Origin of the sequence: Brevundimonas abyssalis TAR-001 (genome assembly GCF_000466985.1) — a bacterium.
Taxonomy (GTDB): Bacteria; Pseudomonadota; Alphaproteobacteria; order Caulobacterales; family Caulobacteraceae; genus Brevundimonas; species Brevundimonas abyssalis.
Genome location: NZ_BATC01000035.1, coordinates 16,221 through 28,055 on the forward strand (window position 1 = coordinate 16,221; position 11,835 = coordinate 28,055).

At 65.5% G+C, this 11,835-nt stretch carries 17 protein-coding genes and 1 pseudogene; 8 read left to right on the forward strand and 10 right to left on the reverse strand.

Features of this window, described 5'->3' with window-relative positions; translation table 11 throughout:
- Window position 1: 1 nt before the first annotated feature.
- The 4 genes and pseudogenes from MBEBAB_RS09630 to MBEBAB_RS18400 form a co-directional block, all read right to left on the reverse strand.
- Window positions 2-619, reverse strand: a complete 618-nt coding sequence (locus MBEBAB_RS09630; RefSeq protein WP_021697783.1) for a YdcF family protein — start codon at window positions 617-619, stop codon at window positions 2-4.
- A complete protein-coding gene (locus tag MBEBAB_RS09635) occupies window positions 616-1,527 on the reverse strand; it encodes a cell division protein FtsX (RefSeq protein ID WP_021697784.1) in 912 nt (303 codons plus the stop codon). The genes MBEBAB_RS09630 and MBEBAB_RS09635 overlap by 4 nt, the downstream gene beginning before the upstream one ends.
- Window positions 1,524-1,733, reverse strand: a complete 210-nt coding sequence (locus MBEBAB_RS18395; protein WP_306302020.1) for an FtsE family protein — start codon at window positions 1,731-1,733, stop codon at window positions 1,524-1,526. The genes MBEBAB_RS09635 and MBEBAB_RS18395 overlap by 4 nt, the downstream gene beginning before the upstream one ends.
- A gap of 18 nt (window positions 1,734-1,751) precedes the next feature.
- Window positions 1,752-2,431: pseudogene (locus tag MBEBAB_RS18400) on the reverse strand (cell division ATP-binding protein FtsE); the annotation flags it as partial.
- On the opposite strand from MBEBAB_RS18400, the gene MBEBAB_RS09645 reads away from it, so the two are divergent.
- Genes MBEBAB_RS09645 through MBEBAB_RS09655 form a run of 3 tightly spaced genes read left to right on the forward strand, consistent with a single transcriptional unit; the run spans window position 2,312 to window position 4,104 of the window.
- Window positions 2,312-3,196, forward strand: a complete 885-nt coding sequence (locus MBEBAB_RS09645) for an MJ0042-type zinc finger domain-containing protein (protein WP_021697786.1) — start codon at window positions 2,312-2,314, stop codon at window positions 3,194-3,196. The pseudogene MBEBAB_RS18400 and the gene MBEBAB_RS09645 sit on opposite strands and share 120 nt — an antisense overlap.
- Complete coding sequence (locus MBEBAB_RS09650) at window positions 3,189-3,719, forward strand: phosphoribosyltransferase (RefSeq protein WP_021697787.1); 531 nt, start codon at window positions 3,189-3,191, stop codon at window positions 3,717-3,719. The genes MBEBAB_RS09645 and MBEBAB_RS09650 overlap by 8 nt, the downstream gene beginning before the upstream one ends.
- A 13-nt stretch (window positions 3,720-3,732) precedes the next feature.
- Window positions 3,733-4,104, forward strand: a complete 372-nt coding sequence (locus MBEBAB_RS09655; protein WP_021697788.1) for a hypothetical protein — start codon at window positions 3,733-3,735, stop codon at window positions 4,102-4,104.
- A gap of 289 nt (window positions 4,105-4,393) precedes the next feature.
- On the opposite strand, the gene MBEBAB_RS09660 is transcribed toward MBEBAB_RS09655, so the two are convergent.
- The 4 genes from MBEBAB_RS09660 to MBEBAB_RS09675 form a co-directional block, all read right to left on the reverse strand.
- Complete coding sequence (locus tag MBEBAB_RS09660; protein WP_021697789.1) at window positions 4,394-4,771, reverse strand: OsmC family protein; 378 nt, start codon at window positions 4,769-4,771, stop codon at window positions 4,394-4,396.
- Window positions 4,772-4,860: 89 nt separating this feature from the next.
- Entirely contained in the window at window positions 4,861-5,637 is a 777-nt protein-coding gene (gene arsH, locus MBEBAB_RS09665) for an arsenical resistance protein ArsH (protein ID WP_021697790.1), read from the reverse strand.
- On the reverse strand, window positions 5,637-6,059 hold the full coding sequence (gene arsC, locus MBEBAB_RS09670) for an arsenate reductase (glutaredoxin) (protein ID WP_021697791.1): 423 nt from the start codon (window positions 6,057-6,059) through the stop codon (window positions 5,637-5,639). The genes arsH and arsC overlap by 1 nt, the downstream gene beginning before the upstream one ends.
- A 6-nt stretch (window positions 6,060-6,065) precedes the next feature.
- Window positions 6,066-6,401 (reverse strand): ArsR/SmtB family transcription factor, encoded by a 336-nt coding sequence (locus MBEBAB_RS09675; RefSeq protein WP_021697792.1) that lies wholly within the window; start codon window positions 6,399-6,401, stop codon window positions 6,066-6,068.
- A gap of 100 nt (window positions 6,402-6,501) precedes the next feature.
- Between MBEBAB_RS09675 and arsB the strand changes: the two genes are divergently transcribed.
- The 3 genes from arsB (at window position 6,502) to MBEBAB_RS16210 (ending at window position 10,062) form a co-directional block, all read left to right on the forward strand.
- The gene (gene arsB / locus MBEBAB_RS09680) at window positions 6,502-7,578 is read left to right on the forward strand and encodes an ACR3 family arsenite efflux transporter (protein WP_021697793.1); all 1,077 of its coding nucleotides are present in this window, start codon (window positions 6,502-6,504) and stop codon (window positions 7,576-7,578) included.
- 313 nt (window positions 7,579-7,891) lie between these two features.
- Window positions 7,892-8,152, forward strand: a complete 261-nt coding sequence (locus MBEBAB_RS09685) for a hypothetical protein (protein WP_045319150.1) — start codon at window positions 7,892-7,894, stop codon at window positions 8,150-8,152.
- A gap of 743 nt (window positions 8,153-8,895) precedes the next feature.
- On the forward strand, window positions 8,896-10,062 hold the full coding sequence (locus tag MBEBAB_RS16210; RefSeq protein ID WP_148291499.1) for a hypothetical protein: 1,167 nt from the start codon (window positions 8,896-8,898) through the stop codon (window positions 10,060-10,062).
- 37 nt (window positions 10,063-10,099) lie between these two features.
- Here the strand turns inward: MBEBAB_RS16210 and MBEBAB_RS15675 are convergent, their stop codons facing one another.
- Window positions 10,100-10,774: a DUF4145 domain-containing protein gene (locus tag MBEBAB_RS15675; RefSeq protein ID WP_081703481.1), complete on the reverse strand. Its 675-nt coding sequence runs from the start codon at window positions 10,772-10,774 to the stop codon at window positions 10,100-10,102.
- A gap of 246 nt (window positions 10,775-11,020) precedes the next feature.
- On the opposite strand from MBEBAB_RS15675, the gene MBEBAB_RS15155 reads away from it, so the two are divergent.
- Both MBEBAB_RS15155 and MBEBAB_RS16515 read left to right on the forward strand, forming a co-directional pair.
- A complete protein-coding gene (locus tag MBEBAB_RS15155; protein WP_021697795.1) occupies window positions 11,021-11,326 on the forward strand; it encodes a PH domain-containing protein in 306 nt (101 codons plus the stop codon).
- 86 nt (window positions 11,327-11,412) lie between these two features.
- Window positions 11,413-11,583: a hypothetical protein gene (locus MBEBAB_RS16515; protein WP_158332135.1), complete on the forward strand. Its 171-nt coding sequence runs from the start codon at window positions 11,413-11,415 to the stop codon at window positions 11,581-11,583.
- A 32-nt stretch (window positions 11,584-11,615) separates the two neighbouring features.
- On the opposite strand, the gene MBEBAB_RS16925 is transcribed toward MBEBAB_RS16515, so the two are convergent.
- A partial coding sequence (locus tag MBEBAB_RS16925; protein WP_206771052.1) for a hypothetical protein occupies window positions 11,616-11,835 on the reverse strand: 220 nt, incomplete at its 5' end.

An 11,835-nucleotide genomic window follows, 5' to 3' on the forward strand; every position in this document is an offset into this window, starting at 1 on the left:
TTCAGGCCGCCTCAGGCTCAGCCCCGGATGCGCCCCTGCCGGTCAGGCCCAGCACCGTCTCGCGGGCCAGAACCACAAGATATTTGTTGTATTCCAGGGCCATGCGCCGCGCGTCGCCGGGCGAGCGCCACCAGTTGTCGCTGTCCAGAGAGGGGGTGCGCACAGCGTGGGCGGTCAGGTCCACCTCGGGGGCCATGCCCCGGATCTCCAGCAGGCTGCGCGGCATGTGATAGTCCGAGGTCACCACGATCAGGCTGTCGAAACCCTTGGCCCGGGCCCAGGCGGCGATCTCCTGGGCGTTGCCCATGGTGTCCTCGGCGTCGAAGCCCAGGTCCACGCAGCAGTCGAACAGGCGGCTGGAGCCCGGCGTCAGGGCGCGCAGCTCCTCGCGCCGCACCTCGCGGTTGACGCCCGACACCAGCAGGCGCCTGGCCTTGCCCTGCTCCAGCAGGCGCACCGCCGTGTTGACGCGCTCGGCCGAGGGGCCGGTCAGGGCTACGATGCCGTCGGCGGCCGCCGGCTCCGGCGCGGGGGTGATCGACCGCACCCGGTCCGCGAAGGCGAACAGGCCCACGACCCACAGCAGAACGGCGATGACGATGGCCGCGAGTAATCTCATTCCACGCTCCCTGCCCCGGAAGAAACGCTGCTTGCCGTGCTGCGGCCCCGGTTGTCCAGAGCCCGTCGCGCGGCCAGCCAGGCGGCTGCAAGGGCGACCGTAGCCGCAAGCAGGGGTGAAAGCGAGAGGATCACAAGGTCGCTCCAGGCCAGCGGCAAGGCCGGACTCAGGCCCCCTTCGCCGCCCGCAAGGCGCACCATGGCCAGCAGCGCCGCCGCCGCCGCGCCCCCTCCGGCCCCCGCCAGGACCGCCAGTCGGCCGAAGCGCTTCTGGAACTGCCAGGCGATCTGGCCGTGCCCGGCGCCCGACAGGCTGAGGATCTCGATCTCGCGCCGTCGCGCCGCGATGCCCGCCCGCGTCGCATAGGTGATGGCCGCCCCCGCCGCCGCCGCCGTCAGGGCGAAGGCCGCCAGCGCCAGGCTGGTCAGGGTCAGGGCCGAGCGCTCGATCTCGCCCCGCCACAGGGAGTGATCGTCCACCGAGGCGTCCAGCCCCGCCTCCGCCAGCGCCTCGCCCAGCGTCTGGGCCGAGGCCGGGGCCTCGGGCGACAGGCGCACCGTGACCAGGTGTGGCAGGGGCAGGTCCTCCAGGGCGGCCTCGCCCATCCAAGGGCGCAGCAGGGCCTCGGCGGCCTCGCGGTCCAGGGCCTGGGCTTCCTCCACCCCGTCCACGCCCGCCAGGGTCTCGGCGGCGCGGGCGGCGGCGGCGTCGCCGGTCTCGTCGGCCCGGGGGCGCACCTGCACCGTGGCCTCGGCCCGCAGCCGCGCGCTCCAGCCATGCGCCGCCCGATCCGCCGCCAGCGCCCCGACGGCCATCAGGCAGGCGATGAAGCACAGCACGCCGATCACCGCGCCCAGCCACGCCTCTCCGCCGGGATCGCGCGGCAGCAGGCTCCCGGCCCGGCTCATGCCGTACCTCCGTGGATGCGGCCATTCTCCAGATGCAGCACGCCCGCGCCCGACCGCTCGGCCAGAGCCGTGTCATGGCTGGCGATCAGCACGGTGGCGCCCATGCGGTTCAGGCCCTGGAACAGCTTCAGCAGGCGCGCGCCCATGGCCGCGTCCACATTGCCGGTGGGCTCGTCGGCCAGGATCAGATCCGGCTTGCCGATCACCGCCCGTGCGATGGCCAGACGCTGTTTCTCGCCGCCCGACAGGTCTCCGGCAGGTCGTCCATGCGCCCGCCCAGCCCGACCCAGCGCAGCATCTCCTCCACGTCGGGGCCGTAGTCCTCGGGTCGTCGCCCCGCCAGCCGCAGGGGCAGGGCCGCGTTATCGAAGACGCTGAGGTGGGCCATCAGGCGGAAGTCCTGGAACACCACCCCGATGCGGCGGCGAAAGGCGGTGACATCGCGGTTGCGCAGGCCCTGGGTTTCCTCCCCGAACAGGCTCAGCCGCCCCTTGCCGGGCGCCGCCGTCAGGTGCAGCAAGCGCAGCAGCGAGGACTTCCCCGCCCCCGACGGGCCGGTAAGGAAGTGGAAAGAGCCGCGGGGCAATAAGAGGTCCACGTCCCGAAGCACGCGGGGGCCTTTGGCATAGCCGAAATCCACGCCCTGAAGCCGGGCGGTCTCGGTAAATGCGGACGGGGCGCTGGTCGTGGCGCGGCGGGTCTTGAACGGCATGAAGTTACTGACGGATTTCGGATCGCGCGAGCGGTCCTGTGGGAGGGGGCGGCGCGCCTCGCATTCGCGGCCATGATACTGACCTGTCCCGAGTGCGCCACCAGCTATTTCGTGCCGGACGATCGTCTGGGCCCGACCGGGCGGCGCGTGCGCTGTCAGTCTTGCGCCCACACCTGGCGCGCGACCCCCCATGATGAGCCGCTGGAGCTGACCGCCAAGGCCGGGGAGCCGGAGTCCGCGGCGTTCGGCAAGCGCGATGATCTGACCCCCGAATCCCTGGCCGAAGCGCCTGTGCCGGAGCTGCCGAAGGCGTTCCGGGCGCGGGCCGAGCAGCAGCGGCGCATGCGCCGGGCCGCCGCCGTGGGCGGTGTCTGGGCCGGACTGGCGTGTCTGTTCGTGGGCCTGCTGGGCGCGGCCTGGCTGTTCCGCGTGCAGGTGGTCGAGATGTATCCCCGCAGCGCCGCCGCCTACGCCGCCGTGGGCGCCCCGGTGAACCCGGTGGGGCTGGAGTTCGCCTCGGTGCGCGCCCGGCCCGCCCCCAATGATCACGGCCAGGTGCTGGTCTCCGGCGCCCTGCGGAACGTGCGCAAGCATGCGGTGACCCCGCCAGTGGTGCGCATCGCCCTGCTGGACGCCGAGGGCCGCGAGATCGGCCATCAGATGCTGACCGTGCCCGGTCCGGCCATCGCACCCGGCGCGTTGCTGGGCTTCGCCACCCTGGCCCCGGACCCCCAGGCCCGGGTGGCCGACATCGGCGTGGCCTTCGACCTGAGCGCCCGGCGCCAGCCGACACCCGACCCGGAACCGGTCGCGGTTCCGCCGCCCAACGCCTCTGTGCAGTTCCGGCCCGAGCCGGTGCTGCGCGGGGCCATCGGGCTGGAGACGACCGATGAGGCCATCGAGGCCGAACCTCTCGACAGCCCCCGTGACGAGGCGCTATCCGCCTCGCATGGCTGACCCCGCAACGCCCGCCGTCCTGCTGCCCGAAGACCAGGTGGCCGCCCATGTGGCGGACCTGGCCGCGCGCATCGCCCCGCTCATCGACGACGAGACCATCGCCGTGTGCCTGCTGACCGGCGGGCTGTGGTTCGCCGCCGACCTGACCCGCGCCCTGGCCCGGCTGGGCCGCCACGTGCGCTTCGACGCCCTGTGGCTGGCGTCCTACGGCGACGGCAAGGCCAGCAAGGGCCAGGTGGAGGTGCGCGCCCCGTGCCAGCGCCCCATGGACGGCGCGCGGGTGCTGATCCTGGACGACGTCTTCGACACGGGCCTGTCCCTGGCCGAGGCTGTGCGCATCACCCGCGAGGCGGGCGCCGCCGAGGTGCTGACCTGCGTCTTCGCCCGCAAGCCCTGGCCCGAGCCCCGCGCCCTGACCCCCGACTTCGTGGGGTGGGAGGCGCCCAGCCGCTACCTTGTGGGCTATGGGCTGGACGCGGGCGGACGCCTGCGCGGCCTGCCCGACATCTGCGCCCTGGACTGAGGAGCCCGCCCCCATGTCTCGCCCCTTCCGCCGCCTGATCGCTCCCTTCGCCGCCCTGGCCCTGCTGACCGCCTGTCAGCAGGCTGAGGAGCCCGCGGCCCCGGCCGCCGAGACCTCGGCGGCAGAGGCGACCGCTCCCGAGCCGACGCCGACGGCCTCGCCGCCCACGCCCGGGCTGCTGCCCGGGACCGAGGTGGGCAGCTGCGCCGAGGAGCGCGGACAGGCGGCGGCCCAGGCCCTGGCGGACCAGTGCCGGCAGGTCAGCCCGGCCACCCGCCCGCCCTGCAACCCGGCCAACCCCTGCGCCCTGATCCAGGGCGAGATCGACCGCGCCTGCGCCCTGTGGGCCGAGGACGGTGACGTCCCCGCCGAGTGCGCGGCCTGAGGGCGGATTTCAGACTCCGGCGCCAAAAAACAGGGTCTGAATTGTCTGAATAGTCTGAAATCCCCTGACCGGTTGTCGCCCCGGCCCGGGCGGAGGGTCAGAATTCAGACTCCGGCGTCCGGAAAAAAACAGGGTCTGAATCGTCTGAAATCGCCGCCCACGGCCCGATGCCCGCCGCGCCATTATAAGGCCGTGGGAGGAGGGGGATTAAATTTGTGGAAAACGGCAAGGGCTCGTGGCCGACCTCGCAAGGTCTGCTCGGGTCAGTCCTTTCGCCGGATCGTGCCGGTCAGGTCGGTCGCGCCCGCAGGGTGTTGTAGATCGTGCCGAATTTCTGAAGGTTGCGATGCAGAAGGTCGATCCGGGCGTCGGTTTCGTCCGTGTCCACGACGATGTCGTAGTCGATGCGGATCATCTTCGGCGGGCTGTCCTGCCGTACGCCGTGCAGGCTGACCGCGATGCCGCGCAGGTCGAATTCCAACATCGGGAGCACCCGTTCGGCGCCCTTCAGGATGCAGGCGGCGAGGCTGGCCAGCAGCATCTCGGCCGGATTGAAGGCGTCCGGCCGGCCGGCCATGTCGGTGTCCAGAACGATCCGCGCCTCCCTGGTCATGGCTTCCGATCCGTGGCTGTCGATGCGGCGGGCGGAGACCCGGTATTCCAGCATGGATTGTCCTTTCAGGCGGCCGGCGCCGTGTTGGGGATGAGGAACCCCGACGCTTTCATCGCCGGGCTTCAGGGCAAGATCTTCTGGCGTCAGGCGGGCCCGGACGCGGGCTTGATGGCGATGGCGGAAAGATCCGTCGCGGCGTCCAACGGGACGCCGGCGGCCTTGCGCTCGGAATAGCGGTCGACCAGTTGGGCGGCGTGGGGACGCAACAGGACGGTGAAGCGCACCAGCTCCTCCATCACATCGACGATCCGGTCGTAATAGCTGGACGGCTTCATGCGGCCGTCGTCGTCGAACTCGGTGAAGGCCTTGGCGACGCTGGACTGGTTGGGGATGGTGACCATCCGCATCCAGCGCCCGAGCAGGCGCAGGGTGTTGACGGCATTGAAGCTCTGCGAGCCGCCCGAAACCTGCATCACCGCCAGGGTCCGCCCCTGGGTGGGGCGACGGCCGCCCATGCTGAGCGGGAGGTGGTCGATCTGCAGCTTCATGATGCCGGAGACCTGGCCGTGCCGCTCCGGGCTGCACCAGACCATGCCCTCGCTCCACATGGCGTGCTCGCGCAGTTCATGGACGGCGGGGTGGTCGTCGGCGACATGCTGATCGGTCAGGGGCAGGTCGCGCGGGTCGAAGATGCGGGTCTCGCAGCCCATGAGCCGCAGCAGCCGCGCCGCCTCCTCGACACAGAGGCGCGAATACGACCGTTCCCGGAGCGACCCGTAGAGCAGCAGGATGCGAGGCGGCGGATCGGCCGGGCCCAGCCCTGTGGCCGGGGCGCGGCGGAGGAAGGCCGGGTCGAGCGCCGGCAGGTGATCCGGGTCCGGCAGATCGCGGAGGCGGCCGCCGATGGGGTCATCGATCATCAGCGAACCCTGCGGCCTTCGGGGTCGATCACCACTTCGCCGTCTTCCTTGACGAACGGCTTGAGCCCGTCCTCCGGGAGCAGGTCCAGCACGGCCTCCGATGGACGGCACAGGCGCACGCCCTTCGATGTGATGACGATCGGACGATTGAGGAGGACGGGGTGCGCCTCGACCGCATCCAGAAGCTGGTCGTCGTCGAGCGCCGGATCGCCCAGTCCCAGTTCGGCGAAGGGCGTTCCCTTTTCGCGAAGAACCTCGCGCAGCGGCACGCCCATGCGAGCCACCAGATCCTTGACCAGGGCGCGGCTGGGCGGAGTCTTCAGATAGTCGATCACATGCGGTTCGATCCCGACGTGCCGGATCAGGGCCAGGGTGTTGCGCGACGTCCCGCAGGCGGGATTGTGGTAGATGATGACGTCCATGGGGCCTCAGGCGCGGCAGGGTGAGAGTTGGGCGATCAGGGGCTCGCAAAGGTCCGCACGGCCCTGGCAGCAATCGTTCAGCAGGAACAGGACGAGGCCGCGAAGCCGGTCGAGATCGGCGCGATAGATGATCGAGCGGCTGCGCCGCTCGGCGGTGATCAGCCCCGCCCGGGACAGCACCCCGAGATGGGCGGACAGGGTGTTGGCGGGCACGGCCAGTTGAGCGGCGATATCGCCTGCAGCCAGGCCTTCAGGCTCATGGCGCACCAACAGGCGGAAGGTCTCCAGACGGGTGGTCTGGGCCAGCGCCGCGAGCGCGAGCATGGCGGGCTCGGATTCCATAATTCCAACATAATGGAATTAACTTGCACCTCAAGGGCGGGGCTGCTTTTCCTCGCGCCGAACGCGCCCGCCTTGCCTGAGCCTGAGGAAGACCCCGCCCATGCCGGTGTTCGAACGCTATCTTTCGATCTGGGTCGCGCTGGCGATCCTCGTCGGTCTGGTGCTCGGCCAGGTCGCGCCGGCGTTCGTCGGATATCTCGCAGGACTGCAATACGGCTCGGTCAATTTCGTCGTCGCGGTCCTGATCTGGTTCATGGTCTATCCGATGATGACGGCGGTGGATTTCACCAGCCTCGCGCGGGTGCACCAACGGCCCAAGGGGATGATCATCACCCTGGTGGTGAACTGGCTGATCAAGCCCTTCACCATGGCCGCCCTCGGCGTGCTGTTCTTCGAGTGGGTCTTCGCTCCCTTCATCGAGCCGGGCACGGCGGGGCAGTACATCGCCGGCCTGATCCTGCTGGGCGCGGCGCCCTGCACGGCCATGGTCTTCGTCTGGTCCCAGATGACCCGGGGCGATCCGAACTACACCCTGGCCCAGGTGTCGCTGAACGACGCCATCATGGTCTTCGCCTATGCCCCGATCGTCGCCCTGCTGCTGGGCGTCACCGACATCATCGTGCCGTGGGAGACGCTGCTGCTGTCGGTGGGCCTGTATGTGGTGATCCCGCTGGCGGCGGGCGTCGTCACGCGGATGCTGATGACCCGCCACGCCGCCGGTCCCGCGCAGGCGGAGGCCGCGGTGAGCGCCTTCACAGCCCGGATCAAACCCTTGTCCATCCTGGGTTTGCTGGCGACCGTGGTGCTGCTGTTCGGCTTCCAGGGCGAGGTGATCCTGTCGCGGCCCCTCGTCATCGTGATGATCGCGATCCCGCTGCTGATCCAGTCCTACGGCATCTTCGCCGCGGCCTACTGGGCGGCCAGGGCCTGGCGCGTGCCCCACAAGATCGCCGCCCCCTGCGCCATGATCGGCACCTCGAACTTCTTCGAGCTCGCCGTCGCCGTGGCCATCGGCCTGTTCGGCCTCAACTCCATCGCGGCGCTGGTCACCGTGGTGGGGGTGCTGGTCGAGGTGCCGGTGATGCTGTCGCTGGTCTGGTTCGCCAACCGCACCGCCCACTGGTTCCCGGCCGAGGAGACCGCGATCCGCGCCCCCAGGCCCAGGGCGCGCGACTGAGACCGTGTCCGGATTTCGGACTCCGGACTCAGAAAAACAGGGTGCGAATTGTCCGAAATCAGTCTGAAACCGGCCCCGCACAAGGGCTGGATTTCGGACTCCGGCCTCCGGAAAAACAGGGTCTGAATCGTATCAAGAGTATCAAACCGGCCTGACCCGCCCGGGGCGGAGGGCTGGATTTCGGACTCCGGGGGCCGAAAAAAAACACCGTCTGAATTGTCTGAATTGTCTGAAATCGCCCTCCACGGCTGATGCTCGCCGGGGCATTATAGGGGCGTGGGAGGCAGGGGGATGAAATCGTGCGGACGCCGCCGTGTTGACGGCCGGGCAGGCGCTTGCGCTGGAGATGGAGGGCCCAGGCCGGGTCCAGATCCAGATCGAACTGGGCCGCCGCCATGCGCGCGCTGGTCCGGTCCTCATGGAACAGGGCCTGCACCCGGGCGATGCGCGGATCCAGCGGCCGCGCGTGCACCCCGAATGGACGAAGGCCGGCCGCAGGTCGGCGTCCGTGGGCGGCTCCTGGCCATGGTCGATGGTCGTATCGTCCCGCATGGCCCCCTCGCCGCCGCCCTGACCCGATGTTCCACCCGCGCGCCGCCGGGGCAAGGGGACGGGACCTGACGGGGGGATGGGTTTCAGACTCCGGGGGGATCAAACAGTTAGTTTTTTTGAGCGCCCGCAAATCTTTGCGGCGCTATCGGAGTCAGCGCACCGAGCGCAGGCGTAGCCGCATTTTGAAAAGCTAGTCACAGCCTGTGGAAAAGAACTCAAGAACAAGCGTGCGACGCAGACAAATCGAATCATCGATCAACTCGCAAGATTCATTGCGAAGAAGATGGCGTGCGATTCAGTCTGTTGACTTGATTCGTCTTTTTCCCTAGCGAAATACCCCCTTGCGATCTGCCCTTAGTTGATTCAACATCTAGGGGTTCAATCCAAGGACACCACAACTTATGGACATCGTGGACCTACTCCAGAAATCGCTAGGTCTCCTTTTGATTCCCGTGGCGATAGCAGCTTGGTGGACCGGATTCCGCCTTCTAAAGGGCGATGACGCCACATTTGCGCAGATCAAAGCTACGTTCCCCCGATCTGTGGATATCTTGTTGGGGCGGGTGAATGAACATCCGGAGTCTCGCCCCGACGAGCCCACAAGCGATGGAGTCGTAAGCGTTCGGCGTCGTGGGAAAACCATTTGGATTCTCAACCGTAAGATGTCAGATGAGCAGTATGATCGGTTGACGCGCTGAAGTAGCCGGGGGGGCCATGCGCTACACGGGTTGGGTGCCCAACATCCTGGGCCATATGTCGTTCAGTATGATCGGCAAAGCCAACGGGACAGATGACCGCGATAAAAATCTCCTGAGCGCCCGCCGTTCGAGCGCTGGATTTTCACGGCTTATTGTGTGCCAGAGGGAGAGGAATCTCTCAGACAACCTGCTGTTTGCTCGCATGGATGGGTTAGTCTCGGATCTCGATCACTCTTTCCGATTTACCTTGACGGCCTACACCACCCGAGATTCAGACGATGATATGGGCGTCCTGACTGGTTGGGCTACCATGGCGCACTTGGATCAGCCGATCCCCTCGATTCCCACTCGTGAAGAGCTTCGCTTTGGCGGTAAACCTGTTCTCCGCTCGTATCAGCAGGCGCTCATCGAAGGTAGCAGGTTTGCCGTAGCATTTAGAATGCTCCGGTGTGGTCGCGTTAATTTTAGGATCACCCAACGCTTCAGAAGCCAAATTGTATTGATATCAGACGGAAAAAGAATTCGAAGGATAAATGGACTTCGGGCTCTCTCTGCGCAGTGCTTCTATTTTATTCGAGATGTCAGCCACAATCACTATCACCACAGTAAGAATACGGACAACATTACATCCGTCTGGGAAGATCGGCATGGTCTTTCTCGAGGCCGGTGGGTTAGGGAAACGTTATACGAATTATACAAGCGTGTCCTTCTTCTAAGGTCCGTGAAGCATGCTAAAGCTCAAGAAAATGCTCTAGGAATACTGGCGTATGCCGACGCGTTTGAGAGAAATATTGCATCTAAGTTCAGGGGCCGATCAGGACACTCTTTTATCCCCGAATATGATGGCATAGACATAAGAAATTCTCTGAACGTCACTCTCGAAGCCAAGCGACGTCTGAGAATTCAACACAACGTAGCAGCAGCAGTTGTCCCAGCTGTAACCGTCGGTCTATTTGCTGCTGCGAATATTTTATACGGAAGTGCGCCGCAGGATTCTATAGTTGGCTTATCTATTGGGATCCTTAAGTCCAACATTGCTTATATAGGCGCCATGTGGATCGGAATGGTTTACTTTACACTCGCGGTAACTGGCATCATCCCGTCGCCAAGTCATCTTTGGCCCATAAAGCAAATTGCGCAGGTAGCGAGTGTGAAGGGGCGGAGAGGTTCTTCCGCTATTATGATATTAATCGCCGTTATCATTTCCGTGTATATATTTATTCTGATTAGGTAGGCTGGTAATTACGAGTAGTGGATATGTTAGTTTCTATTTATGGGCGTTTTAAAGCACGAAGTCTGCTGACAAGAGATGCATATTGATAGACTGCCTTAAGAAGTTCTTTGGCCAGCTCGATTGCTAGTTCAGCTTCGCTTTGGCCGATGTCATCATAAATTCTGGCTTCTATGTGCGCCGCATCGTTTCCCAAAAGCCTTAGTTCGTCTGCGGCTTCTAGGAGTTCCTGAGGAAGGACGATTGTTTGTGACAATGCGAGCAGCCGTTTTTTAAGGTCGCTTCCCTTTGCACCGCGGTCCGCGCAGAGTTCTTCGAGAAGCCTGCGAACCATCAATGTTGAAGCTCGATAGGCTCCATTTGAATGGCATTTAATCGCTTCTTCCAGAGACCGTAATATACTCTCGGGCAGCTCGGAGGAGTCAAAATCGATAGTCTCGGAAGGAAAGCTCGCGTAGAGTGTCTTCCTTTTTATAATGACAAAAACTAAACTTGAGCAGTCCGTGTTTGGGCACCGCCGTACCCCAGCAGACCAATCTACGCCAATTTTTCCGCCTCCAGGAACGCCACTCTGGTACTCAGAGGTTAGCCATTTTACATCATTGACCTTACTGAAACCTGGGAATACGCCGACATGGCGACAAAAAGGACAACGCAGACTTACGCCGTAGGCGGGTAGGCCCTCCGCATCCGGAGAAAGTCGATGGCTGATCATAGTCGTCTCCGGGCAAATCAAGTGGCCACCATCAGAACTTACTATCGATCAATTTTGAACCATAGATCGCAACTGTGGCGCGTTGGATTTCCATTTTGATTGCGGCGGTGACCACGTAAACGATCCGCTGGCCGCTCTTGGGACCCAACACGCCAAACCGCCGCTCACCCTCTCTCGTCGCCCCCCCCACATTGCTCCCCCCGCCCCGCCGCTGTATGGCGCCTCTGAACCAACCGGGGGTGATCCATGTCTGCTCAAGCCAATTCCATCGTCGAGGCGCGGTTCAGTCCGAAGCTGAAGGTGTATTTCTGGATCAGCGGGGCGTTGATCCTGATCGCGACGGTGGCGGGGATTCTGCTGTTGCCGTTCTGGGTGATCCTGGGGGGCTGGTGGGCCTCGCGGTATCACGCCTCGCTGTCGTGCCGGCTGACCGAGCGCAGCGTGGTGGTGGGCAAGGGGGTGTTCTTCAAGCAGGAGCTGACCATTCCCCTGGACAAGATCCAGGACATCTCCATCCGCGAGGGGCCGCTGCTGGGCGCCTGGGGCTGCTGAGCCTGCGCATCGAGACGGCGGGGCAGCGCAGCGCGGCCACGGGCCAGTCCGAGGCGGACCTGATCGGGCTGATGGACGCGCGGCGGGTGCGCGACCAGATCCTGGAGCAGCGGGACCGGCTGGAAGAGCGGGGCTTTGCGGCGCCGGCGGCTGTGGCTGGGCCGGCGGCGGACGGGGCTGATGGGGAGCGGGCGGTGCTGGGGGAGATCCGGGATGCGCTGTTGCGGATCGAGGCGCGGTTGGGGGAGAAGGGTTGAGACCCTTAATCGAGCTGGATTGATCCGAAGATTCAATGATCCGTCACCCCCGGGCTTGTCCCGGGGGTCCACGGCGGATGCGGTTCCGGAACGCGCCGGTCGAGCCGGCCGTTCAGCTCCTTCTCAAGCTCGCGCCTGAGGCCGCAGTGGATCCCCGGGACAAGCCCGGGGATGACGGGGTTGTGGGAGCCGACCCTCACCCTGCGCGCGCCCCGGTCGCTTTCAGCGACCGGCCCCTCCACCGCTTCGCGG